Annotated in this window: 25 protein-coding genes; all 25 read right to left on the bottom strand. The window is 58.5% G+C overall.

All coding sequences use genetic code 11. From position 1 onward, the window contains the following. A partial coding sequence (locus AB4Z13_RS32505) for a tetrahydrofolate dehydrogenase/cyclohydrolase catalytic domain-containing protein (RefSeq protein ID WP_442207740.1) occupies window positions 1-158 on the bottom strand: 158 nt, incomplete at its 3' end. A 120-nt stretch (window positions 159-278) separates the two neighbouring features. After that, a complete protein-coding gene (locus AB4Z13_RS32500) occupies window positions 279-2,057 on the bottom strand; it encodes a succinoglycan biosynthesis protein exop (protein ID WP_439014106.1) in 1,779 nt (592 codons plus the stop codon). A gap of 121 nt (window positions 2,058-2,178) precedes the next feature. Further along, window positions 2,179-3,027, bottom strand: a complete 849-nt coding sequence (locus AB4Z13_RS32495) for a WecB/TagA/CpsF family glycosyltransferase (RefSeq protein ID WP_439014105.1) — start codon at window positions 3,025-3,027, stop codon at window positions 2,179-2,181. A gap of 291 nt (window positions 3,028-3,318) precedes the next feature. Beyond that, the gene (locus AB4Z13_RS32490; RefSeq protein WP_113319640.1) at window positions 3,319-3,861 is read right to left on the bottom strand and encodes a hypothetical protein; all 543 of its coding nucleotides are present in this window, start codon (window positions 3,859-3,861) and stop codon (window positions 3,319-3,321) included. After that, window positions 3,861-4,226: a hypothetical protein gene (locus tag AB4Z13_RS32485; RefSeq protein WP_113300728.1), complete on the bottom strand. Its 366-nt coding sequence runs from the start codon at window positions 4,224-4,226 to the stop codon at window positions 3,861-3,863. The genes AB4Z13_RS32490 and AB4Z13_RS32485 overlap by 1 nt, the downstream gene beginning before the upstream one ends. Window positions 4,227-4,237: 11 nt before the next feature. After that, a complete protein-coding gene (locus tag AB4Z13_RS32480; protein WP_007825009.1) occupies window positions 4,238-4,804 on the bottom strand; it encodes a rod-binding protein in 567 nt (188 codons plus the stop codon). Window positions 4,805-4,838: 34 nt separating this feature from the next. Next, the gene (locus AB4Z13_RS32475) at window positions 4,839-5,249 is read right to left on the bottom strand and encodes a hypothetical protein (RefSeq protein WP_439014104.1); all 411 of its coding nucleotides are present in this window, start codon (window positions 5,247-5,249) and stop codon (window positions 4,839-4,841) included. A gap of 6 nt (window positions 5,250-5,255) precedes the next feature. Continuing rightward, on the bottom strand, window positions 5,256-6,008 hold the full coding sequence (fliR, locus tag AB4Z13_RS32470; protein WP_310378812.1) for a flagellar biosynthetic protein FliR: 753 nt from the start codon (window positions 6,006-6,008) through the stop codon (window positions 5,256-5,258). Continuing rightward, on the bottom strand, window positions 6,005-8,092 hold the full coding sequence (gene flhA / locus AB4Z13_RS32465) for a flagellar biosynthesis protein FlhA (protein WP_439014103.1): 2,088 nt from the start codon (window positions 8,090-8,092) through the stop codon (window positions 6,005-6,007). Before flhA ends, fliR begins: the two co-directional genes overlap by 4 nt. 91 nt (window positions 8,093-8,183) lie before the next feature. Further along, window positions 8,184-8,450 (bottom strand): flagellar biosynthesis protein FliQ, encoded by a 267-nt coding sequence (gene fliQ, locus AB4Z13_RS32460; protein ID WP_439014102.1) that lies wholly within the window; start codon window positions 8,448-8,450, stop codon window positions 8,184-8,186. 112 nt (window positions 8,451-8,562) lie between these two features. Then, window positions 8,563-9,021, bottom strand: a complete 459-nt coding sequence (gene flgD, locus AB4Z13_RS32455; RefSeq protein ID WP_439014101.1) for a flagellar hook assembly protein FlgD — start codon at window positions 9,019-9,021, stop codon at window positions 8,563-8,565. Beyond that, entirely contained in the window at window positions 9,012-9,461 is a 450-nt protein-coding gene (gene flbT, locus AB4Z13_RS32450) for a flagellar biosynthesis repressor FlbT (RefSeq protein ID WP_112541506.1), read from the bottom strand. Before flbT ends, flgD begins: the two co-directional genes overlap by 10 nt. Further along, the gene (gene flaF / locus AB4Z13_RS32445) at window positions 9,458-9,805 is read right to left on the bottom strand and encodes a flagellar biosynthesis regulator FlaF (RefSeq protein ID WP_029868528.1); all 348 of its coding nucleotides are present in this window, start codon (window positions 9,803-9,805) and stop codon (window positions 9,458-9,460) included. Before flaF ends, flbT begins: the two co-directional genes overlap by 4 nt. 36 nt (window positions 9,806-9,841) lie before the next feature. Further along, window positions 9,842-10,894 (bottom strand): flagellar hook-associated family protein, encoded by a 1,053-nt coding sequence (locus tag AB4Z13_RS32440; protein ID WP_029868527.1) that lies wholly within the window; start codon window positions 10,892-10,894, stop codon window positions 9,842-9,844. A gap of 3 nt (window positions 10,895-10,897) precedes the next feature. Continuing rightward, window positions 10,898-12,352: a flagellar hook-associated protein FlgK gene (gene flgK / locus AB4Z13_RS32435; protein WP_439014099.1), complete on the bottom strand. Its 1,455-nt coding sequence runs from the start codon at window positions 12,350-12,352 to the stop codon at window positions 10,898-10,900. 19 nt (window positions 12,353-12,371) lie between these two features. Beyond that, window positions 12,372-13,673 (bottom strand): flagellar hook protein FlgE, encoded by a 1,302-nt coding sequence (locus tag AB4Z13_RS32430; protein ID WP_029868525.1) that lies wholly within the window; start codon window positions 13,671-13,673, stop codon window positions 12,372-12,374. Window positions 13,674-13,800: 127 nt separating this feature from the next. After that, window positions 13,801-14,472, bottom strand: a complete 672-nt coding sequence (gene rem, locus AB4Z13_RS32425) for a transcriptional activator Rem (RefSeq protein WP_029868524.1) — start codon at window positions 14,470-14,472, stop codon at window positions 13,801-13,803. Between the two features lie 280 nt (window positions 14,473-14,752). After that, window positions 14,753-15,337, bottom strand: coding sequence for a lytic transglycosylase domain-containing protein (locus tag AB4Z13_RS32420; protein ID WP_439014098.1), 585 nt, complete (start codon window positions 15,335-15,337; stop codon window positions 14,753-14,755). Then, window positions 15,258-16,709 carry a flagellar hook-length control protein FliK gene (gene fliK / locus AB4Z13_RS32415; RefSeq protein WP_439017171.1) on the bottom strand — a complete coding sequence of 484 codons (1,452 nt, stop codon included), beginning with the start codon at window positions 16,707-16,709 and terminating at the stop codon, window positions 15,258-15,260. The genes AB4Z13_RS32420 and fliK overlap by 80 nt, the downstream gene beginning before the upstream one ends. Before the next feature lie 4 nt (window positions 16,710-16,713). Then, a complete protein-coding gene (gene motC / locus AB4Z13_RS32410) occupies window positions 16,714-18,012 on the bottom strand; it encodes a chemotaxis protein MotC (RefSeq protein WP_439014097.1) in 1,299 nt (432 codons plus the stop codon). Between the two features lie 4 nt (window positions 18,013-18,016). Beyond that, on the bottom strand, window positions 18,017-19,297 hold the full coding sequence (locus tag AB4Z13_RS32405) for a MotB family protein (protein ID WP_439014096.1): 1,281 nt from the start codon (window positions 19,295-19,297) through the stop codon (window positions 18,017-18,019). Next, on the bottom strand, window positions 19,294-19,932 hold the full coding sequence (locus AB4Z13_RS32400) for a hypothetical protein (protein ID WP_113319649.1): 639 nt from the start codon (window positions 19,930-19,932) through the stop codon (window positions 19,294-19,296). The genes AB4Z13_RS32405 and AB4Z13_RS32400 overlap by 4 nt, the downstream gene beginning before the upstream one ends. 196 nt (window positions 19,933-20,128) lie before the next feature. Next, on the bottom strand, window positions 20,129-21,082 hold the full coding sequence (locus AB4Z13_RS32395) for a flagellin N-terminal helical domain-containing protein (protein WP_439017170.1): 954 nt from the start codon (window positions 21,080-21,082) through the stop codon (window positions 20,129-20,131). A 290-nt stretch (window positions 21,083-21,372) separates the two neighbouring features. Further along, window positions 21,373-22,281, bottom strand: coding sequence for a flagellin N-terminal helical domain-containing protein (locus AB4Z13_RS32390; protein WP_439014095.1), 909 nt, complete (start codon window positions 22,279-22,281; stop codon window positions 21,373-21,375). Window positions 22,282-22,534: 253 nt separating this feature from the next. Next, on the bottom strand, window positions 22,535-22,970 hold a 436-nt coding region (locus AB4Z13_RS32385; RefSeq protein WP_442207739.1), incomplete at its 5' end, for a flagellin.

Here is a 22,970-nt window from a genome sequence, read left to right as displayed (position 1 = left end):
TTGGAACTGACATAGGTGTGGCTCGCCGGATCATCGCCGACAATGACGACGGCAAGGCCCGTCTGGACGCCCTTGGCGGCTTCAAGCGCAGCATTTGCCGATTTAACGGTTTCGATTACGGAAGCGGCAACCTGCTTGCCGTCGATTACTGTCGTCACGCGTCTTCTCCGCCCAATTTCGCGCCAGTCTATTCGCCCGCGGCGGGAATGATTTCCCGATAACGCCCTATCCCGTTTAAAAACGGCAAATGCAAGAGCAATCTGTGGTCGGGCGTTCGCTTACCGTGAGACCTGATAGGCATGCAAGCGATCGCGCAGGCTGGCGATCTGCGAGCGCAGCGCATCGACTTCCTCAGCCGCCTGCGGAACCAGCGCCGGCTCTGGTGTCTGCGCCAACGCCGGGACCGGCGCAAGTTCGGGCACAGGGGCGAGGATTGGAGCCTCGATGGAAACTTGGACCCGCACCTGTTCGGGCTGTCGGCGGAAGAAACGCGGCACGAAGGCGAAGCCGAGGCCCACCGCCAAACCGGCAAGGCCGCCAACCAAGGCGCTGAAACCGAAATTACTGTCGCCGGAAACCGGCAGCACAAGAGCGGGCTTGCGAACCGTTACCCGGCCATCACCGATGGCACCTGTCGTGGAGACCTCCTCTTCCAGACGCGAGCGGGCGGCAGACGCCTTTTCCCGCAGTTCGGTCAGCTTGGCGAGATCGACGCCAGTATCGCGGCTCTGGGCAATCAGCGCGTTGCGGCGATCGCTGAGCTGTCTGCGCGCATCGACGGCAGCCTTGGCTGCTGCATTTGCGTTCTGGGCGAGGCGCGCCAATTCCTTGCCGATGTTATCCTTCAGACCATCGACCTCGGACTGCTGTTGGAGCAGGCGCGGATGGCGCGGTCCGAGGTCTGCCGAAAGCTGTGCCAATGCGGTCTTGGCGATCGCGTATCTGTCGCGCAGATCCTGAAGGGCGGGCGAGATCATATCCGGAGCGAGCGAGCCTTCCAGCACGTCCGCGAGCTTGGCGGCCTTCAGCTTGTCGGCCTGTTCCTTGGCAGTCAGGATATTGCCGTCGGCATTCTTCAGATCGGCATCCAGCCCGGCGATCTGGCGCTGCAGCTGCGTCGCGACCTTGACATTGCCCTCGCCGTTCTTCTGACCGAAAGCCGTCAGCTCTGCTTGAGCCTGATCATTTTCCTTCTTCAAGGCAGTGGCCGTCTCGGCCGCTTTGCCCATGGCGCTGCCCCCGGTCACCGCATCGGACAGTCGCATGGCGATGCGCGTCGATTTGCCGCCATCGCCTGTCGTTACCATCAGACGGATCGTGCCAGTGCGGTCGTCGGGAATAATCGCCACGGCAGATTTCAGCGCGGCCTCGGCGCGCGATGCCGGATCGGCGGCTGCACCGCTGCCGGAGAGAAGATCGAAGGCGACACCAAGTGCATTGGCGCTGTTACCGGCAAATTCCGGATCGCGGTCCAGCTTCAGTGCCGCAACGGCAGAGGTGATGGCAGGTACTGACGACAGTCTTTTGACGGTCTCCCCGACGAGGGCCGCCCGGTTACCTGCGCCCGCATCCACGGCAAGCATCGTTTCTGCGGTGTAAAGCGCGGGTGAGGATGGCATCAGGATAGGGGTGGCAGCGCCGCCAAACGAGAGGGCAGCCATGATGAGAGCGTTCCTGATCCAGTTCGGGCGCCGTATTTCGCGCGAAACCGTCGAAACGGGCGCTCTCTCAGCGGGAGCAACGCGTTGAACCTGGACGAACTGCGTCGTCGGCTCTGGCGCAGGACGAGAGGGTTCAGCTGCGGAAGCGGAGGCGATATCGTTTGCAGCCTGAAGGCGCGAACCGAGGATCGTTTCGATCCGGTCCACAAGCGGTTCGGTCTGCCGCGCTTTCGCACGCTGTTCGTCGAGCAGCCGGCCTATGGCGCGCAGCAGTTCAGCTTCGGAAGGAAGGATCTCCGGCGGATGGCTGCTCTTTTCGGCATGACTTTGCCGCTGGCCGCGCGAAGAGGTGGTTGCGCGATCATGGAAACTGTTTTTCGCCCTGGAATCGTGCATTGGCGTCACATCTCATGCGCATGATGGCCGAGTTCGCTCAACCGCGCTGACGCGGAGGATTAAGCTACTCTAAATATACATGGCAAAGAAATGGTTAACCGGAACCTGCAGAAATCTGTAATCAGCCGGCTTTCTTCATCTGCTCAATTCTCTTCTGTTCGCCTGCAACATGCGCCCGTTCATCCGGCTGACTGAGGATGCGCGCACGCCGGCTGAAGCGATACTGGAAGACCCGGAAGAGGAAGACCGGAATACCGAGAATATAGCGGCGCCAGAGGCGCGTCGGCTCCTGTACCAGGCGGTAGGCCCATTCCAGGCGCATCATGCGCACGGTCTTCGGGGCGCGTGGCACAGTGCCCGAAACGAAATCGAAAAGTGCACCAACCGTCAGGACGAGACGCGCGTGATCGGCTCGGATATTCTGGTGAACCCACTTTTCCTGCAGCGGCGTGCCCATGCCAACGATCAGGATATCGAGTTTCTGGCGCTCCACCTCGGCGATAACGGATTCGGGATTGGCCTTGTCGAAAAAGCCGTCGGAGATCACGAAGAACTCGTGCCAGGGCGCGTGCCTGGAAAAGTTCTCGGCCGCCTTCTCAACGACCGCGCGCGCGCCACCGATAAGGCCGATACGACGCGGCGTTTCCATGAAAGTCAGGAAGGCCGGTACGAAATCGGTACCGTTCAGATTGGCGGGAAACGGCGAACCATGCGTGACCTGGGATGCGATATTGAGACCGATACCGTCAGGCAGCACGAGGTTGTGCGACATGATCTGATAATACTCATCGTCGCGCAGGGCCGTCAGCATGTTGTGGGCGTTGACGAAGCAAACCACCGTCTGCCCGACGGGAATGGAAGCCAGTTCGTTGATGAAAACCAGCGCGTCGTCCCAGCCGAGATCGCAGACCGGCAGATCGAAAATCGTCCGCCGCGACGCAAGCACCGCGAAGTTTGCAATCAGATTCATTCCAACCTCCTGCCGAGGGTGCGTCATGCGCCCGACATCCCGGAAAATAAGCCTACGTTTCCGCAGCGGAGGTCTTGTGAGGACCAGCAGCGTCCTGCCTGAAGCGATCTCCCCCAACCCCGTGGCGGCCATCCTCCCAAGCTTGTGCCGCGTTTATACCAACTCGGTTTCAAACAACCCTTAGGAAAAAACCTTGGATTTTCCTGCGCGCATAAGTGGTTCATTAACCAAGGCGAGAACGCAAAAACGGCGCCTTTCGGCGCCGTTTTTTAACTGGTCGGTCGATGGTGATCAGTGACCGGCGGATGGAGCCGGCGTTTCGGATGCAGGCGCGGTCTCGATGATCTTGACCGGCGCGCCAACCTTCTGCGGCTTGCCGCCGGAATTTTCCTTCACGTCTTCCTTCGAAAGGTAGTCGAGCTGTTCCAGCATGACTTCGGCCACATATTCGCCGCCGAGACGCTCGTTCATGCCCTTCTTGATCTCTTCGCGGAAAGCCCCGGGATCGAAGGCTTTGACGTTGGAAACATCGATCATCTTGTTACCGACGAGCAGGCTGAAGAGCTCGTCGGTCGTCATCTCCGTGATCGGCAGGTTCAGGCCCGCAATCATATCCTTGTGCATCATGAAGGAGATGCGGCCGAGAAAATAACCGTTGACCGCACCGTTGGCGATGACGGGCACAGTGATCGTCTCGCCCTTCACAAGTTCGAGCGCGCTTTGCTTGGTATTCGATTCAACCGGCGCCGGCGCAGTCGCCATGTTCACCGAGAAATAGACCGATGCCAAGGTGACGGCGCAGACCCAGACGCCTGTGAGGACGAGCTTGATCATCAGGCATCCCGCGCGACAAACTGTTCCTGGGAATAGGTGCCGTCAGCATCGGCATCCTGCACGGCATTCTTCAGAAGATCGGCAACGGCGCGAACCGCCTCCAGATGCGCTTCGACGCGACGGGCGTTCAGCGTAAGCTTCTTCTTCAGACCGTGAAGCTGGTCCAGATGCGAAGCTGCAAGTTCGGCCGGATCGGTGTCGCGGAAAAGCATCGAGAGCTCGTACAGGCACCGGCTCTTATGCGCGTTGGAGACCTTGAGATCGAACTGCGGATCGCTGCCGATCCGGGTGTTCTCATTGTCGATTATCATTTCGAGGCGTCCGAGAACGGATTTGATCCTGTATTCGTTCGAAACTATTTCCATTTTATCCTCGATTATGCGTCGCTTGTTGCGGACTTATTGTCGGCAGTCGGGGTGCCGAAGGTCTTGCGCTGAAATTCGTCGATCATGCTCATCGCGGTCTTGCGATCGTCTTCATCCGTAGAGGCATTGACGATCTTGCCTTCCTGGCGATGGAGCTGCTCGGCATACATCTGCTTGGCGATGCCGATGCCGTCGCCCTTGGCCATGACATTGCCGAGCTGCTCGGCCATCATGCCCTTCCAGATGTCGCCCGTTGCGCCCTTGCCGAAGACATTCTCGGCATCGCTCGGCAGCATCGACTTTACGAAGTTCTGCAGAACCATGGCCTCGAACTTCCGGTAGGTTTCCGGCACTTCCTCGGTCTTGGTACGGTTCTGAATATTGTTCAGGCCACTCTTCTGCTTGACGTGGTCGAGAATGTCGACTGCGGAAGAAAAGCCGTTACCACTGTCGGCCAGACTTGTCGCAGCAAAGGCGGCGCGGTTGGCCTTCAGCTTTTCCTGGGCAGCCTGAACCTCCATGGGGTCGGCCGCCTTGACGACGTCCATCACCAGATCGCTGGGGGGTGAAATAGCCACGTTACAATCCTCTAATGTAAGATCGTGGCGATTATTATTTTTGAAGCTTGCTGGAGGCTGGCGTTGCGAATTGCTGATCGATTACATCGTAGACAGCGTTGTCATCTGCCTCCCGACGCTCTGCCTGGAGGGCATCGAGCATGTTTTCTTCAAGCCGGTCACCTTTGGCGCGCTCGCGCGTCAGGCGCATTTCATGCACCTGCTGCATGCCAGTCAACTGCTGGTCCTTGATGCTCAGCCTGCCGAATCGGTCGGCGTAACTCTGCGAAAAAGCACGATGGACAGGGTCCAGCGAACCGAGCGCAAGAATGGCGACATCCATGGCCGCATTGACTTCGGCGCGCTGGCGGCCGGTTTCTGCGAGATCGTATTCCGCCATCTTTTCAAGATGCCGTTGCACCGCGACCAGGCGCTTGAGCTTGTCGGAACGCTTCTTCTCGATCATCGCCCCTCACCTTCCCACATATAGTGCCGCGAAGGATTGGCCGAATTGGCTGATCATTGCCGCGATCGAGAAATAGAGCAGGAAGAGGCCGCCCATCAGCAGATAAGGCGTGGAGATGAAGTAGACCGGAATCTGCGGCGCAAGCTTGTTAATGAAGCCGATCGAGATGTTGAAGATCAGCCCGTAAATCAGATAGGGGCTCGCCAGCCGCAGCATGATGTAGGTGGTCTGCTCCAGCGTATCAGTGAAGGTAATGAGCGTGGAACGCATCTGCATCAACCCGCCGAAGGGCATGGTCGTGTAGGAATCGATCAGCGCGCGGAAGACGATGTGATGGAAGTCCATGATGAAGAGAACCATCAGGCCGGCCATCGTAATGAAGGCCGTCAGGCTGATTTCGGCCGAGTCTTCGACGACATCGCTCGTGCTCGGCTGCGTGTAGCCAACCATCATGGAGACGATCGAGGCGGCAAACTGCAGGCCGAGCGTATAGAGCCGGGCGAGCATGCCGTACATGACACCGATCAGCGATTCGCTGAAAATCAGGCCGATATAGGTGCCGGAACTGGTGTGAACGGACGGATAGACCGTATCCCAGAGCACCGGCAGCACCGCAAGCGAAAGTCCGGCGGCGATGAAGACGCGCAATTGCTCCGGAACACGGGCGGAAGAAAAACCCGGAAGGGTCAGCACACAGCCACCGATCCGGCAGAAAACCAGAAACAGCGCCAGAACTGTCCCTTGCGGGTCTGAAATCATGAAATCGAGCCCAAAATCTTGATTTCGATGCCCTTGGCCAGTTCCACATGCGAGAGGACGGGAAGCGTTGCGAAGAGTCGCTCGATGATCATGCGGACATAGGAGCGCGTTTCCGGCGACGTGACAAGGGCGAATGGCAGGCCTCTATCCATGAATTCACGGATAACCTTCGTGGCCTGCTCGCTGAACTCTTCCAGAGTGCGCGGGTCGATGTCGAATTCGACGACTTCGCCCTTTGCATCACGCTTGAGAGCTTGATGGAAGGCGAGATCCCACTTGCTGCCGAGCCGCAGCACGCGCAGCACGCCATTGTCCGCCAAGTCGCCGCAGAGCTGCTGGGCCATGCGGATGCGGACGTGCTCGACGATCTGCTCCGTCTTTCTGACATGCGGGGCAAGTTCGGCAACCGCTTCCAGAATGAGGTGCAGGTTGCGGATCGAGACGCGCTCGGCAAGAAGCAGCTTCAGCACCGCCTGCAGGCCCGAATAGGACATGTGCGACGAGCAGATCTCGTCTGCGAGCTTCTTATATTCGGGGTCGAGACGATCGATCAGGATCTTCACGTCCTTGTAGGAGAGAAGCTGCGGCAGGTTGTTTCTGATAACCTCGCTCATATGCGTCAGCACGACCGAGACGTTGTCGATCGGCTGGAAGCCTTCGCGCTTCAAATCCTCGGCGAAATTTTCGAGGATCGAAACCGCCGGCATGCCGAATGCGGGTTCGCGGATTTCGTCGCCCGGGATGCTCGGCTTCCGGCCGGCGCCGGTGACGACGAGAACTTCGCCGACACGCAGAAGGTTCGAAGCAACGGTCGTGCCGTGGATGCGGATCTGGTACGACTTTTCGGGGATGCCGATATCGTCCGTCACCTTGATTTCCGGCACGACGAAACCGTACTGGGTCGCAAACTTCTTGCGCATCTTGCCGACGCGGAAGGCGAGCTCCTGATGGGCGCCAAGCAGACGGGTCGAGACCATCTTGCCGAGAGCAAGCTCGATTTCGGAGGTGCGGAGAACCGACTTGACCGAGTCCTTTTCTAGCTCCTTGCTCTGGACAACCTTCTTTTCCTCGGCATCACGGCGGATCTTGTTTTCGGCTTCGACCTGACGCGGAATGAACCAGGCGCCGAAGGCGAGAAGACCGCCGAGGATCACGAAGGGGACAAACGGCAGGCCCGGCATCAGGGCCAGGACGAACATCAGCACGGCCGAGACGGAGAGCGCGCGGGGATAGCCGCTCAGCTGATTGACGACCGCCTGGTCGGTGGAGCCGGTGGTGCCGCCGCGCGAAACGAGAAGGCCGGCGGCGAGCGAGACGATGAGAGCCGGCATCTGCGAGACGAGGCCGTCACCAACCGAGAGCTTGACGAAGACGTCGGCCGCTTCGCCGATCGGCATGCCATGGCGGAAATAACCGATGATGATGCCGCCGAAGACGTTAATGGCGGTAATGAGAAGACCCGCGACCGCGTCACCGCGAACGAATTTCGACGCACCGTCCATGGCACCGAAGAAGGAGCTTTCTTCTTCCAGTTCCTTGCGGCGGCGCTGGGCTTCCTTCTCGTCGATGATACCGGCCGAGAGGTCGGCATCGATCGACATCTGCTTGCCGGGGATGGCATCGAGGGTGAAACGTGCGCCGACTTCCGCGATACGCGTCGCACCTTTGGTGATGACGATGAAGTTGATAGTGATGAGGATCAGGAAGACGATCAGACCGATGACGAAGTCACCGGACATGACCAGGCTTGCAAAGCCGGCGATGACGCCGCCCGCAGCATCGTGCCCTTCGTTGCCGTGCGAAAGGATGACACGCGTCGTCGCAATGTTCAGCGCCAGTCGCGTCATCGTCGCGATCAGAAGGATGGTCGGGAAGGATGAGAAATCGAGAGGTTTCTGGATCCACAGCGCGACCATGAGGATCAGCACCGAGAAGGCGATCGAGAATGCCAGTCCCATGTCGATCAGGAACGGCGGGATCGGCAGGAAGAGGATGCAGATGATGCCGATGATGCCCATGGCAAAGCCGACATCACGCAGGCTCGGAGTGACTTTCGGAAGGGGTAGTGCAGGTGGTTGCGCCATAACGATTCCGTCTCTTCATGAGAGGAGGCGGACATCAGAGTCCGCCCAGTTCGGATCGACAGTTAAATGGCGAAGCTTGCGCGAAGTTGGCTCAGAAGCCGGACTGGATTCGCGAGAACACCAGATTGGTAAAAATGGAAATCTGGGAGCCCACGAAAGGGGCGGAAATACCGACCGTCACCAGAACGGCGACGATCTTCGGGACGAAGGTAAGCGTCGCTTCCTGCACCTGTGTGAGCGCCTGGATCAGCGCGATCACGAGACCGACGACCATTGCCGCAGTAACCGCAGGACCCGCCGCAACGAGAACGGTCCAGATCGCAGCCTGGAACAGGTCGAGTGCATCAGCTTCATTCATCGTCAGGCAACCTCATATCGCCTTGAAAGCAGCCAGCCCGGCCTTAGCAGGACTGGTATTTTTGGCATCATCCAAACGAACGAGCGTCAGGCCCCACCCGTTTCGTCGGCACTCAGGTATTATCCGAACCGCTATCGTCGCCCGAACCGTTGGTCGGCGCCGAATCAGAAACGGATATGCCAGCCTGAATGAGAATTTTACCGCCATTGTCCAGCGTTGCAACAAGGCCGTCCGAATAAACCTTGACGGATTCGACCTGGCCTACGGTTTTGCCGTCGGCGCTCGTCATGTATTTGCCGATATAGCTGCTCGCCTGGGTCAGGCTGGAGCTGGTCAGCAGCGTGTCGAGCTTCGTGTTCGTCTGGATCGTCTGCTCGACCTGCGAGAAGCTCGCAAGCTGCGACATCTGCTCGCTCGCATCCATCGGATCGGTCGGATCCTGGTTCTTCATCTGCGCGACAAGCAACTGAAGGAAGTTGTCGTAGTTCAGCGTGGCCTTCTGCTGCGCGGCATTGGACGAGCCATACGTGCTGCTGCCTCCACCTACGCCCTGAGTTCCGTCTACCGCCATGGTGCGATCTCCCTGCGAATCTGCTCGACCATTGTCGGGGGCAGTTCGTGATTGTTGAGAATGCCGTCTTCGATCGCGTAGAGACCACGGATCGCCTTCAGCGCGTCGAAGGCGCGGCCAGTCGAAACGAGTGCATCGATGCGCTTCAGCTCGGCGAGGATTTCCTCGTTCTTGAAGCATGTGAGCAGCATCGTGATCGACTTGCGGAACATCGCCGTCGAATGTTCCTTGCCCTCGGGATTGATGAGGATCATCTGGGCAATGAAGTAGAGTTGGCGAAGCGGCGTGGTCGCGCCTTCCGGCTGAAGCACGTGGTTTTCGAGAAGGAACGTCACATCATTCAGGAATTCCAGTGCGACCTTGCGGTCGACACGCAGGACAGCGCCGTTGATGAAGATTCTTTCTCCGGCTTTCAGAGAAATGCGAAGTGTACTTTTCATTTAAGTCCATCCCTGATGATGGTGGTAACGTCGATGATGCCCTGGTAGTTATTCGACTGACGTTTTCTAATTCTGTCGCATTCTTTCAATATCCAGATCGCAATCGAGATGAGGTTCGCCCTGAGCTCGACTTCCAACTGGTTGTCGGGATGCTTCAAATCCTCAATGAAGCTGATCCACACCCGTCGCGTATAGAAGAGAGCTTCGATAGACTCCCGGCTGTACTTCTCTTTGTCGCGCGCCACCGAAAGCAGTTCGATCGAACGTTCGAGAACCTGCCATTCCCGCTCTTTCGCGTCGGCAACCGAGTCTTGCATGACCTCGGCATAAGAGAACTGATACATTCATGCATCCTTCTTTATATTGCGCGCCTTTGCTCATCAAAGGTAGTTCACGAGACTCAACTGCTGGATCTTCGATACGATCGTGTAGGCGGTTTCGAGCTGGGTTTCCAAAGTCTTGACAAGGGTCGAAGCCTCATAGGGATCGACGCCCTGGATATCGACGAGCTTGGTCTGCATGATATTTGCCTGGGCATCGAGGGCGTCATTCGCCTTCTCGACACGCTCCTGTGACAGACCAAGCTGACTGCCCTGAGTGACAATCCCCGAGGTGGCTCTGGTCGTATAGGTGATTGCCTTTGAAGAAACCGCGCTCATTGCGTCCGTGCTGAGGCTCTGCCCCATCAAAGCAGAGGTCACCACCGTCGCCAGAGCGAAGTAACGCATGCCTTCGGAATTGGCGTTGGTCGAGGATTCAACGACTTCCGAATTGCTGATACGGCTCGTCATGTTTTGGCTGGACGCCTTCGACCAACCAGTCGTCGGGTCCGTCCAGGCCGCTTCGCTGAACATCGGCTCGACCTTGGTCTCGATGAAGGTCTTCATCTCGTCGCCGGTAAGTTGGTTAACCGGCTTCGGTGTCGGCAGGCTTGCCGCATAGGCATTCAAAGCTGTAACGATCGCCGCCGAAGTCGCAGTGGTTTTATCCGTTAGCGGCTGGATGTCAGTGTTGATGCCGGCAAAAAGATATTCGCCATTTACCATCGAGTTCGACGTGTCCATCATCGTGGAAAGCGCGCTCGTGGCCGACTGGATTGCGACCGTGATGCTGCCCGGATCGTGGCTACTCTGAAGCGCGGTCAGCTTGGAGAGGAAGCTGTCGCCGGCCTTCTTCATTTTATCGAGCCCGGTTTGAGCCGATTCCATACGAGCGTCGACGAGAGCATTGCTCAGCTTGATCGATTTGATGCGGTCGACTTCGCGGGTAAAGTCGATGCTCTTGGCTGCGTATCCCCCAAGCGACACACCGATATCTGCGTAGGTGCCGGTGGTCGCTTCCATCGTCGCCTTCGTCATCTGGTTCTGCGCCTGACGGATCGTCAATCGCATGGCGTTTTGGATGGCCGAACTTGAAATAAATGAGCTCTTCATGGCTTAACTCGCAATATCCAGCAATGCTTTCAACATTTCGTCAACGGCGTTCAAAATCTTGGTCGCCGCCTTGTAGGACTGTTCTATGTCGAGAAGGAGCGTCAGTTCCTCATCAAGGTTGACGCCGGTTTCGTTGGAATAAGCTTCATCGGTTCGTGCTGCGGCAGCCTGGGTATTTTCCGCCGCCGTCGTAGCGTTGCTGCGATTCTGCTCGAGCCAGCCGATAGAATTGGTGGCAAAGGTCAGGATGCTGATATTCGAGTCGAGACCGGTCTTCGGATCGAATGCAATCCCCGAATCCATCGACGTATAGAGACGGTCGAGTTCCGCGGTATAACCGCTCGAACCCGTCGGGTTCGCAGCCGTGCTTGTCGTATTGATGTTCCCGTCACGCAACCGCATCGGATCACCTCCCTTGGAGGTGACGACACGGTCGTTGATCGCGATCGTTCCGGCGATGCCTTTGATGATGGTACCAGCCGGCGGAACCCCGCCTGCAGTGCCAGTCGTCGGGTTTGTCCAGACGAAGAGGCCAGGATTGCCATCCTCCTGGTAAAGATTCACAAGGCCGCGAGCGACTTCATCAAGCTGGTTCTGGAAAGTCGGTGCGATATCATCGCGGATCTGCAGAAGCGAAGCCAGACTGCCCTGCGCATTGGTCGTCGAGCCCGAGCCCATATTGACGGCCACACCATCGACATAGACCTTGTTGCCTGCTGTGTCAGCCGCATAGGACTGCGTCGGCTCGAAGCTGACCGCGCGCGGGATCGTCTCGAACAGCGTCGTGCCGTCAGCCGTATAGAGCACCATGTCGTTGTTAGCGCGTGTCACTGTCGACACACCAACGATCTGGTTAATCTGCTTGAGGACCTTTTCCCGCTCATCGAGAGCGCTCGAAGGATCCTCGTTGGATGATGTCGCCTTCTTGACTGCATTGTTGGCAGTTTCGAACTGCTTCAGCAGGCTGTTCAGCGAGTCGACCTGATTCTTGATCTGCTTGTCTGCATCGGCACGCTGCTGCTGCACCGCCTTGGAGGCATTGTTCAGGGAGGTCACAACGTCTTGCGCCGCCGTAATCGCACCCTGGGCGGCAATAAGGTCGCCCGGGGTGGCGCGGAAGGTGCCGAGCTTGTCGCGGAAGGTGCGCAGGGCAACTTCAGGCGACGTTTCGTTATCGTTGCCGCCCATGATCGACTTCAGATCTTCGAGGCCGCTCAGCAGGGTCTGTTGAGCGCTGTCCTGTGAGGACGCCTTGAGATACTGTTTCAGCAGCGCATCTTCCTGTGCGCGGCTGATCTTGACCACCTGGGCGCCGTTCAGCGAGGTGGTGAGCATCGCCTGCCGGCGCACATAGTCCTTGTTGCCGGCGTTCGAGATATTATTCGATACGACGCTGCTCTGCGCGCCCGTATTGTTGAATATGCTCTGCGCGGTGTTAAGTGCTGAAGTGAGCGACATGGCTTACCCGTTACCCTTATTAACGCTTGAGGTTGACGAGAACGTCCATGAGATCGGAACCCGTCTGGAACACCTTGGAGTTGGCGGTGTAGCTGCGCTGGGATTCGATCATCTCGGTCAGTTCGCCGGCGAGATCGACGTTCGAGCCTTCGAGGGCGCCCGACTGGATCTTGCCCAAGCCGCTGGTCTGCGGGAAACCCGTGACGGTCACGCCCGACTTGCCGTTGGCCGAGTAGACGTTGCCCGACATCAGCGTCAGCAGGTCCGGGCTCGGTACGTTGGCGAGCGGAATCTGGAAAACCGGCTTGGTGCTGCCATCATCATACTTGGAGTAGACGATACCGTCAGCATCGATCGTGATATCGACCGGCGAATTCGCGCCCTGACCGTCGACGTTACCCGTGCCCGAGAAGTTGTCGCCGACCTGAGAGAGATCGAGCTTCATGCTGATGGTAAGGCCCGTCTTCGGATCGACGATGTTCGTCGTCGATGGGGCCGCGGGGACCGTCATCTGGCCTTTGTCATTGAACTGGATCGAGGTGACATTCACGGCCGCCGAGGAATAGGGGAACGAGCTCGTGCCCGTCGTCGCCTTATCGGCATTGCGAAAGACTGCCATTTCCCACTGGGTCGTGCCGGCTGCGGCCGGCGGCGATGCGGGATTGGGAACCTTCGTGTAGTAGATGTCGTACATCACCTTACTGCCGAGCTTGTCGTAGGTGACCATCGAGTACTTCTGCGTGTCGGAAGTCGCCGTAGCGGCGTTTGCGCTTGGCAGGTTGGCCGCAGTCGCCTCAATCTTTGCGCCGGGCTTCAGGTTGCCGGTCCATGTACCGTTCGCGGTCGGAACCGCCGCCAACTTCTGATCGCCGAGAACGTTGATCGGAACGAGGCCATCAAAGCCGTTGACGACGACCGCTGGAGCCGAAGAGCCCCATGGATAGCCCATGAGCGTGAAGCCGGCCGAGTTGACGAGGTTGCCGCTGTCATCCTTCGTGAAGTCACCGGCGCGGGTCAGGACGGGAACACCGTCGGCGCCTTGGACGATGAAGAAGCCGTCACCGGAAATGGCAAGGTCGTAACCGGAGGTCGTGTAGGAAATATCGCCCTGGTCGGAAACGGCCTGACGAACCGTCGTCGTCACACCGCCCGAGTTGTAGTTACCAGAGCCCGATGGCAGGACCAGCGACGAGAACGCGGTCGAAACTGCCTTGTAGCCGCTGGTGTTCACGTTCGCGATGTTATCCGAGACCGTGCTGAGGCGGTTTGCCTGCGCGTTCATCCCCGATACTGCCGTCTTCATGCTGCCGAAAATGCTCATCTGAAAACCTCGTTTTACCTGCTAATTGCAACAGTATTTGGCGGGCCTTGCGTGAAGCTGTCTGTAATGCCCAGTCGCCGATCGAAATATTTCGGCCTTCCCGCGCGGCATGGCCCGCGCCGAAAAATTAATTCCAATCAATGCAATAGCCAAGGAAGCGCTTGGAATCGACCGGGTCGACACCGAGCTTCTTACGCAGCTTCTTGCGCAGCTTGGAGATGTGGCTTTCGACGACGTTTTCTTCGACTTCCTCGTCGAAAATGCCGTAGATCGCATTGAAGATCTGTGTCTTGGTGACGCGACGGCCGCGATTGGCAATCAAGTATTCGAGGATGCGGCGCTCGCGGCGCGGCAAAGCGAAGGTTTCGCCGTGGATTTCCGGATCCCGCCCATCGGAGAAGACACGGATGGCACCGATGTCGGTGTGGTTTGCAATCGCCTTCAGGCGACGGCGGATTGCGGCGGCACGCGCGAGAATCTCACGCGGATGCACCGGTTTGCGTACAACGTCGTCCACGCCGCAATCAAAAAGGGCAAGTGTGTTTTCGAGCGATGGCTGGTCGCTGACCGCGATCACGGGCGCCATCGAGCGATCTCTGATCGCACGCGGCAACTCCATGGCGCGCTGCCCCTGGCCGATCAGGAATGCCTCGACCGCAGCGATATCGGAATCAGCCGCCGTCTGCACCCATTCGCCGAATTCATTGGGATCAAAGCCGGTTGAGGGAATTCCCTCCCGACCAAACAAAGAAGTGTAACCATCCTTCACGAGCTCACGCTCATCAACCACTACGATCATTCGTCCGCCTCCGAATCAGTGTGGCACATCGATGATCTATGGATACGAATCGCGCGAATCAGCGGCTACTCGTGAAAGTTAATGGCGGAAATTAATAATTGATTAAGAATTGGGTACCGATTTGATCTACATATAGTGGGTCAATAACATTATGCACACAAAAATTTCGTGGAAAAGTTAACGCCTGCTTAATTACGTCTTGCAAGCAGGAATCGCGCCGGATTCTTGCCACACTTTGACACAGTTCGGTCATAATTGGTGAATTCAATTATTAATTGAATTAATTTCCGCAGAAATTACTCGCATTGGGAGTCCACTTGCCGTAGCCGGTGGCGACCAGATTTGCGATGACGCGGCAGACATACTGCTTCTGCGCCGGATTATTGTTCGGTCCTGCGTGGTATCTCGCTACCGCCATGGTCCATGTTTCGTGACGATCGTGCAGGTTGCGCAGGAACTTCGCGGCATATTCCACGTTGCGGTGAGGGTCGAACATTTCCTCCACGGAGCTGAAGTTCCCGCCGTGGAAATAGTGATTGATCTGCATACATCCGATATCGATGAGCTTCGCGCCGCCCCTGCTGGCGGTGTCGAATTGCAGCAACGCGGCCTGCTCGGAGGGTGGAAACAGAGCCTTCCCCTCGACGTTCATCGCATAGGGATAGAGCGATCCCTTGCGCCCGGTTTCCGTCAGCCCGACCGAATAGAGAATTCCCTCAGGGATCCCATATTTGGCCGCAGCAGACTGAATCTCACGCTCACAGGCCCCGGTCGAAGCGGATGCGCTAGAGGTAAACGCTGCCAGAGCGGCTGCCACCAGCGTCGGCAGCAGAAGCGTTCTCAACACCGTTCCCGCCCGCACCATTGAAGCCTCCATCCGTCTGCCGCGCTGTCTGGTTCTGGCGCTCGCGCGCCTCGCCGCCCTGGCCTTGCTGGGCGAGCGACTGTTGCTGCTGCTGTGAAGTCTGTCCCTGGCTGTTTGCCTGGTTACCGGCATCAGCGCGTTCCACAGGGGCCATGCTGATGGTCACGTTATCGACCGCGTAGCCCTGGCTGCGCAGCGCCTCGAGGATCTTGCCGTGATCTTCCTTGAGCTGGCGATAGGCCGCGCCGGTCTCGACCTTGAGATCGACGTTCAGCGTATCGCCCGACAGACGCATCGTAGCCGTGACGAGGCCAAGATCGATCGGGCTCATCTGGATCTTGAGGGTGTTTACCACCTTGCCGGTGCTTGTCCATTCGGCGGCGTTCGACAAGGCGGAGCTCGGCTGCATGGCCTGCGTCCATTCCTTGTCACCCGAAAGCGCCGCTGTCACGTTTGCGGAATTCGGGTTCTGAACCAGACCGAGATAGCGGCGTGATTCCAGAACGGAGACATTTTCGACGCTCGACTTTGCCGACTTTTCGGAGCCCGGCTGTTCGGCACCGATCTGCATGTCCATCGTCTGCCCACGGCCATCGGCGCGGCTGATCCTGAACGTCTTGCCTTCGACACCTTCAGCATTCTCCGTTCCCGGCACATGCGCGTCATTGCCATGCGAGGCAACGGCTGCCAATGCATCCGACACATGCGCATCAGCCTTGGCACCGTTTACACCTTCGGCCTTGGCGTCTTTCTTGCCGGCCGTAGTGTCGTCCGCCTTCGCGACGGCATGATGAGCGGATGCCTGCAGGACAGCCGCGGCATCACCGGGCTCCTTGTTCAGCAGGCCGAGAACATCGGTGATATCGCCGTCGCCTGCTTCCGTGTCCGCGTCTGCATCGACAGTGATGTCGCCATTGAGGGTGCTGGTCTTGGTCTGCTTGGCAGGCTTGCCCACTGCCTGGGCAGCGGTCTCGGCTGCCCGATCCTTGGCGCCCGGCTTGCCCAGTCCAAAGACAGCCGTGTTCTTGCCCTGGTCCTCTTCGGACTTCACAGGCATCTTGCCGGCATTTGCGATGGTTTCGGACTGCGCGTCCACCTGTCCCTTGAGCGAGGCGTCATTCAGATCGATCAGCGGCTTCGGATTGCGGCCGCGCAGGTTGCGCGCTGCGGCCTCCGCGCTGTCGTTGGCAGCCTGCTGGTCGGATGTATCGACGGCATCGGCATCCTGATCGTTGTTGCCAGCCTTGGAGAGGGCGTCCGAGAAGCCACCGTTCTGATCCGCAGCCTCGCCTTTGCCGGCTCCCCGACCGGATCTTACGGACGCAGACGCATCCGTGCCGGGCGCTCCGCCCGAGACGCTGATATCCATCATCATCTTACTTGCCTTCTTGGGCCAGGAGACCGTCGATTTCGTCGAGCTTGGATCGATTGGTCGTCACGAAAGAGGTGAATGAAGGGTCGACATCCTGGCTTCTCGTGCCAGCAGAAGCCGCGCCTTCGACAACAGGTTCCGGAGCAGCAACTGGCGCTCCTTCCGGTTGCGCAGCCGTGGCGGCTGCAGCCTGTTCAGAAGTGATTTCTTGATTAGTATTATTAGGGGTCGAGCCTTGTGTCAGGCTTGCCGGATCCGGAGCCCGCAATATCTGCTCGGCGACGGATCGTGCGGCAGCTTGCAGTGCCTGGTCCTGTGGCGAGAGCGATGCGCCGGAGATATTGGCGATATATTTGGCAGCCTGATCAATATCGTCGGTGGGGACGTTCGCCATGCCGTTATAGAAATCGGCGAGCGGTCCAAAAGGATTGTCCGTCCCCTCGCCCAGCGACTGAACGCGCTGGGCAGCCATACGGGCGAGCTCGGGCTTTCCGGCAATCGCAGCGGCGCGCGCGACGCGCAGATAGACCTCGCGCTGGCGCGGCGCATCCATGAAGGACAGGATATCGACGACCGTCTGCGGACTGACATCGTGATCGTGGCTGACGATCAGCTTGACGAAGAGATCGGCGAACTGGCTGGCATAGGGCGAATGGAGGAAGCGGCGGATATAGCGTTGCGAATAGGCGACCCCCTTGTCGACCTGCCCGGTTTCGACGCAGATGGCGACCGAGCGGCGTAGCGCCGCCTCCTCCACGATGGTGCCGGGTGCATTGAGCCGCGCTCTGTCATAAAGAGTAAGAGCGTCCAGCGGCTTCGTGGCGATCAGCACATTGCCGCCGATCAGCGCCAGATAAGGGCCGATCTTCTTGCCTTCATACTCCTTGGCGGTTTCCTCCAGCGTCCTGGAGACAAGCAGGCCCTTGCCGCTCAGATATTTCCGCAGCACGTCGGTGACGCGATTATCGAAGTAGCCGTTGACGTCATGGGTGACGAGATATTCCAGCGTCTGAGGATTGCCGCCACTCATCACATAGATCAGCGCGGCATCGACGTTGCGATCGTCATCGTAGACGGACGGATCAACGTTGCGCAGGCGCTGATCGATCTTGCCAAGCATGAAGCGCTGCATTTCACCGGCGGAATGATCGCCTGCTACAACCGAGTCCTGAACGAACTGCAGAGAGCGCAGCATCTTGTATGGCGCGAGATCGTCCGCATCCGCGGCATGACCGACGGCGGGCGACATCATCGCCAGGCCGAAGACCGCATATCTGAAATAGCGATGCTGCCTGCGCGTCATGCGACTATCCTTGATCTGCCTGCACGAGTATCTCGATCCGGCGGTTTGACGCGTTGTAGGGGTCCTCGGGCAACTTCAGGCGACGGTCGGCGAAGCCGGAAACCTGGGAAATGCGATTCTCATCGAGGCCGCCGCGAACGAGCATGTAGTAAGCGCTCTGGGCACGGTCCATCGATAGACGCCAGTTCTCGTTGAGATCGCCCTTGAACTTCCGGCCGTCCGTATGGCCACGGACGGCGACGGCTCCGCCCCTCTGCTTCAGGATCGCGCCGATCTTCTGCATCGCGAGGACCATTTCCTGGCGCGGCACTGCGGAGCCGATGTTGAACATGGAGTCGTCGTTCTGGTCGGAAATGCTCACCAGCAGGCCACCTTCGGACGCCGTTACCGTCAGGCCCTCGGCGAGCTTGCCGGCGACGCCCGCGATCTGCTGGGCAATCTCTTGCTGCAGTTCCTCGGCCTGCTGCTTGTCTTCAGCTTGCTTGGCCTCTTCCTTTTTGTCGGCGTCCTTGGTCTTATCCGCCTGCTTGTCTTTGGTCTTATCCGCCTTCTTGTCCGCCTGTTTCTCTGTCGAAGCGGCAACGGCAGCGCTATTGGCATCCTTGCTCAGCAGAGTGGAGGGCTGGGTATTTTCGGCCTTGGCCATCTCGTTCGGTTCGGCCTGCGAATCGAGCGGCGAAGGCTGCTGCGGCTTACCGGCGGTGGTAACTTCGACCTGCTTGGTCCAGAAATCCGGATCGAAGGGGTCGCGGTAGGCTTCGCCGCCATCGGCACCGGTCGCCGGGCCTGAGTCCGCCGCACCGCCGTCACCCTTGGCGCTGACGTTTGCCTGCTGGCCAACTTCCTGGGCAATCTCTGCGAGAACCGAATAGGGATTCTCGAAGAAATCGGCTTCCGAGTAATTGGTCTTGTCGCCGGAGGTCGAGGTCTGGTCCTCACCGTCAGCGGCAGACTTGCCCTGGTTCGGATTCTCTTCCTTATTCTTCGACTTTTCCTGGTTCTGCTCGCCCTCGGCCTGGTCGACGGGCTTTTTCAAGCCTTTTTCGGTCGGCTTTTCGTCGGAAAGCTTGATAGGATTAAAATAGGTCGCGATCGAGGCCTTGGTTTCTTCGTTGGCAGCGTTGACGAGCCACATGACGAGGAAGAAGGCCATCATTGCCGTCATGAAGTCAGCATAGGCAATTTTCCACGCACCGCCATGAGCGCCGTCGTGATCCCCACCGCCATGTTTCTTGACGATGATGATCTCGTTCTTGCCGTGGTGATGGTTTTCGCCGTCGCTCATTCGGAAACTTTCTTCAAGCTAGCCGCCCAGGCGGAAATACGGGTCACGAGCACGGTTTCGCCAATCTCGGCAGCAAGGTCGACGTCATCAGCCTCATGATGGCGGACCAATGCGGCATGCTCTCCAAGTTCATCCTTGAGGATATCGAAAAGCTTGGCCGGACCACGCACGACGATCGGCGCCGCCGCGCCGTCGAGGATCGCCTCCCGCAGCAGGACGGCAAGATTTTCGGTCGCTTTCTTTGCGAGCGCTTCGGTCATGACCGGTGTGATGGCTGCCGCGGTCACTTCGCTGACGAGGGTGGCAATCTCTTCGGCCATGTCGCGGATACGGGAAGCGATCACCGCAGCCGCCTCGATCTCGTAGCGGAGTTTCAGCTCCTCGATCTCACGCACATGCGCTTCGGCCGCGGCCTGGGCTTCGCCTTCGTATTTTTCGGCCAGTTCCACGGTTGCTTCCGCGAAACCTTCGGAATAGGCCTCGCGCCGCTCCGCCTCTACGTCGATTTCGGGCTCCTGCGGCAGATCCGCAAATGCGGAGGCGGTTTCGGCGGCGAAATCATCAACATCGATGATCGGTGCCGAGGGACTCGGCTCACCGAAATCCTTCAAATACCGGGAAAGCATAATGCTCATAAAAAACCGTCCAGTATTCGGGGGGCACGCGGCATGCCCCCGCTTGAAAAATGACCATCGTCCTTGCCGGCATGCCGTTCCGGTTCGGGAGAGGCCCAGGGCCTGTCGCCGGCATGGATTCGGACGCTGCCTTCATGCCGGAAACTAGAAACCCAAACTTGCGCGAGGATGAATGGTGCCGCCCTCGCCCTGATCATTATTCGAGCAGGATGAGAATCTTGCTGGCTGATGCATTCAGAATGGAGATCGCTTCAACGGCCATCTGCTTCTGGGTTTCGATGGCCTTCTGGCGGGTCGAGGCCTCGTCCATATCGGTGTCGACGAGGGCGCCGACGCTCTTGTCAACAGCGTCGGACAGGTCTGCGGTATAATCGATCTGATCGTCGATGCGAGCCTTCATGATACCAATCCCTGCTGCCGAATTCGTAAGCTGCTTGAGCATGGCGTCCGTGGCCGTCAGCATATCCGTGAGCTGCGCGTCGGTGGTCGACTTGCTGATGGAGATTTCCGTGCCGGTCGCCGGCGTCGCGGAGTTCACGTTCAGGAGATAGTAATTGCGGACCGGCGTGCCGTCAGCATTGCCGTTGACCGCCTTGGTGAACAGGCCGCCATTGGCATTGTTCCTATCTATCAGGATGGTCTGAGACGACGGAAAATCGATGGTCTGCGCCTGATACTCGCCTGTCGGCGCACGCACGAAGCTGCCGATGATCTTCCATTGCGGGGGTGCCGCAGGCTCGCCGTTCAAAAGCCAGTTCTCGCCGGCGAAGGACGTTCCTTCGACCATCGTCTGGAGCTGGTTCTTGTATTCGGTGATTTCCGCATTGATCTTGTCCTTGTCGGCGCCCGGCTCACGCGCAGCAACCAGCTTGGCTCTGAGATCGCCGAGGAGATCGATGGCGGAGTTCATCGCCGTATAGGTCGAATCAACCTTTGCGGCGCCGAGGCCAAGGGCATCGCCAATGGTGCCCAGATTGGTACTGTCGCCGCGCATGACGCTCGCGATCGACCAATAGGTCGCATCGTCGGCCGCAGTCGCGACCCGCTTCGCCGTAGAAATCTGCTGCTGTACGTCGGTTGATTCTTTAGTGATGCTGCGCAGCACTGCCAGCGCACTCACCGCGGCCGCGTTGGTAATCTTGACGGTCATCGACATGGTCTCGGAAAGGTGAATGGGCAGGCCGGTTTTTGCCGGCAGCGACTGAACTGGCTTCATGCCGCCGGCGGGTCCCCCACACCGGTGCGTCGCAAAACAAATCAACTCCCGGCAACGTTAACCCGATATCAACCACTTTCGCAAGAGCGGAAACGGGGATTGAAACAGCAGCGCCGATGTTCATGCAAATTATTGAAATAAAAGAAAAACCGCGCCGAAACAGCGCGGTTTCCAGGCTGCCGCAAGTTGGCGGCGCAAGGTTTGATCCAGCTTCAACCGGTGGCTTAGCTGCGGAAGAGCGTAAGGACGTTCTGAGCGCTGGAATTTGCAATCGAGAGGGACTGGATCGCCAGCTGCTGCTGCGTCTGCAGTGCCGTGAGCCTGCTCGATTCCTCTTCCATGTCGGCGTCGACGAGACGACCGACACCCGAGTCGATCGAGTCACCAAGGGCCGCGACGAAGTTTTCCTGCAGCTCGATGCGATTGGAGATGGAGCCGAGCTGAGAAGCTGCCTTCGTCATTGCCTCCAGGCCCGATTCGATTGCCGTCAGTGCCATAGCGATTTCCGTCTGGCCAAAAGAGGTGATGTTCATGGTGTAGATCGAGCCGATCGTGCCGTTGGAGCTGCCGATAATGCCGGTGCTCGAATCGATGGTGCCGGTCGTGGTCATGCCGAACAGGACGTTACCATTGGAAGCCGCATCCAGGACATAGTCGGTCGTCTTGACCGAGACATTGCCGTTGCCGTCGCGGACGAAGGTGGAAACAACACTCTTCGTCGTGTTGCCTGCAACCCAGTTTTCGCCGGAGAAAGAAGCCGACTGGGAGATGCTCATGAGCTGCGCCTGGAGCTGGCTGATTTCTTCCTGCACCTTGGTCTTGTCGACACCCTTTTCAGTTGCGGCGACGATCTTGGACTTGATTTCGCTGACGACGTCGATGGCGTTGTCCATGGCAGTGTAGGCCGTATCGACCTTTGCAGCACCGAGGCCGAGAGCGTCGGAAACAGCCGAGAGGGCCTTGTTGTCCGAACGCATGGTCGTTGCGATGGACCAATAAGCTGCGTTGTCTGCTGCCTTTTCAACGCGATAGCCGGAAGATACGCGAGCTTGAGTATCCTGAAGATTGTTGCTGATACCGCGGAGGGTCTGGAGGGCGGCCATAGCCGCGACGTTCGTCAAAATGCTTGTCATGAAATGATTGCCCCTTGCTGGCAGGCGTTAATAAAAGGGACATTCCGGAATAGCGCCCGGGAACGACGATCAGCCTTCATGCCTGTTAACCCGTTCTTAAATTTGGTTAACTCGCCGTCTCGTTGAGACGCAGATGACAGCAATATGGTTAATCAATCGTTAACGGAAATTAAAAAAGCCGCGCTCCATCGAAGCGCGGCTTGATTTCGATAGGACCCGCCGGTCACCCGGCGGGCTATGTTTCGCGATCCTATTAGCCGCGGAAGAGCGACAGGATGTTCTGCGAAGAGGAGTTGGCGATCGAGAGCGACTGGATCGCGAGCTGCTGCTGCGTCTGCAGAGCAGAGAGCTTGGAGGACTCTTCTTCCATGTTGGCGTCGACGAGGCGGCCGATACCGGAGTCGATCGAGTCGCTCAGGGAGTTGACGAAATCGTCCTGCATCGTGATGCGGGTGGAGATCGAACCGAGCTTAGCACCGGCAGAGGTCATCGACTTCAGGGCGTTTTCGACGTTGGTCAGGGCGAGACCGAGGTCGGCGCTGGTGAGGTTGGTGATGTCGAGCGAGTAGACCGAACCGATCGTACCGTTGCTGGAGCCGAGGATACCTGTGGAGGTTTCGATTGCACCGGTCGTGGTCATGCCGAACAGAACGTTGCCGGCCGAAGCGTTCGACAGGACGTAGTCGGTC

This window comes from Rhizobium sp. YAF28 (assembly GCF_052113285.1).
In the GTDB taxonomy this organism is placed as follows: domain Bacteria; phylum Pseudomonadota; class Alphaproteobacteria; order Rhizobiales; family Rhizobiaceae; genus Rhizobium.
Note: the sequence above shows the minus strand (reverse complement) of the source record. Positions and strands in the feature narration are given on the sequence as shown.

Coding starts and splice junctions, on each gene's coding strand:
- AB4Z13_RS32500 (WP_439014106.1), bottom strand. CDS start 2,057: ATGCACGATTCCAGGGCGAAAAACAGTTTCCATGATCGCGCAACCACC.
- AB4Z13_RS32495 (WP_439014105.1), bottom strand. CDS start 3,027: ATGAATCTGATTGCAAACTTCGCGGTGCTTGCGTCGCGGCGGACGATT.
- AB4Z13_RS32490 (WP_113319640.1), bottom strand. CDS start 3,861: ATGATCAAGCTCGTCCTCACAGGCGTCTGGGTCTGCGCCGTCACCTTG.
- AB4Z13_RS32485 (WP_113300728.1), bottom strand. CDS start 4,226: ATGGAAATAGTTTCGAACGAATACAGGATCAAATCCGTTCTCGGACGC.
- AB4Z13_RS32475 (WP_439014104.1), bottom strand. CDS start 5,249: ATGATCGAGAAGAAGCGTTCCGACAAGCTCAAGCGCCTGGTCGCGGTG.
- fliR (WP_310378812.1), bottom strand. CDS start 6,008: ATGATTTCAGACCCGCAAGGGACAGTTCTGGCGCTGTTTCTGGTTTTC.
- flhA (WP_439014103.1), bottom strand. CDS start 8,092: ATGGCGCAACCACCTGCACTACCCCTTCCGAAAGTCACTCCGAGCCTG.
- fliQ (WP_439014102.1), bottom strand. CDS start 8,450: ATGAATGAAGCTGATGCACTCGACCTGTTCCAGGCTGCGATCTGGACC.
- flgD (WP_439014101.1), bottom strand. CDS start 9,021: ATGGCGGTAGACGGAACTCAGGGCGTAGGTGGAGGCAGCAGCACGTAT.
- flbT (WP_112541506.1), bottom strand. CDS start 9,461: ATGAAAAGTACACTTCGCATTTCTCTGAAAGCCGGAGAAAGAATCTTC.
- flaF (WP_029868528.1), bottom strand. CDS start 9,805: ATGTATCAGTTCTCTTATGCCGAGGTCATGCAAGACTCGGTTGCCGAC.
- AB4Z13_RS32440 (WP_029868527.1), bottom strand. CDS start 10,894: ATGAAGAGCTCATTTATTTCAAGTTCGGCCATCCAAAACGCCATGCGA.
- flgK (WP_439014099.1), bottom strand. CDS start 12,352: ATGTCGCTCACTTCAGCACTTAACACCGCGCAGAGCATATTCAACAAT.
- AB4Z13_RS32430 (WP_029868525.1), bottom strand. CDS start 13,673: ATGAGCATTTTCGGCAGCATGAAGACGGCAGTATCGGGGATGAACGCG.
- rem (WP_029868524.1), bottom strand. CDS start 14,472: ATGATCGTAGTGGTTGATGAGCGTGAGCTCGTGAAGGATGGTTACACT.
- AB4Z13_RS32420 (WP_439014098.1), bottom strand. CDS start 15,337: ATGGTGCGGGCGGGAACGGTGTTGAGAACGCTTCTGCTGCCGACGCTG.
- fliK (WP_439017171.1), bottom strand. CDS start 16,709: ATGATGGATATCAGCGTCTCGGGCGGAGCGCCCGGCACGGATGCGTCT.
- motC (WP_439014097.1), bottom strand. CDS start 18,012: ATGACGCGCAGGCAGCATCGCTATTTCAGATATGCGGTCTTCGGCCTG.
- AB4Z13_RS32405 (WP_439014096.1), bottom strand. CDS start 19,297: ATGAGCGACGGCGAAAACCATCACCACGGCAAGAACGAGATCATCATC.
- AB4Z13_RS32400 (WP_113319649.1), bottom strand. CDS start 19,932: ATGAGCATTATGCTTTCCCGGTATTTGAAGGATTTCGGTGAGCCGAGT.
- AB4Z13_RS32395 (WP_439017170.1), bottom strand. CDS start 21,082: ATGACCGTCAAGATTACCAACGCGGCCGCGGTGAGTGCGCTGGCAGTG.
- AB4Z13_RS32390 (WP_439014095.1), bottom strand. CDS start 22,281: ATGACAAGCATTTTGACGAACGTCGCGGCTATGGCCGCCCTCCAGACC.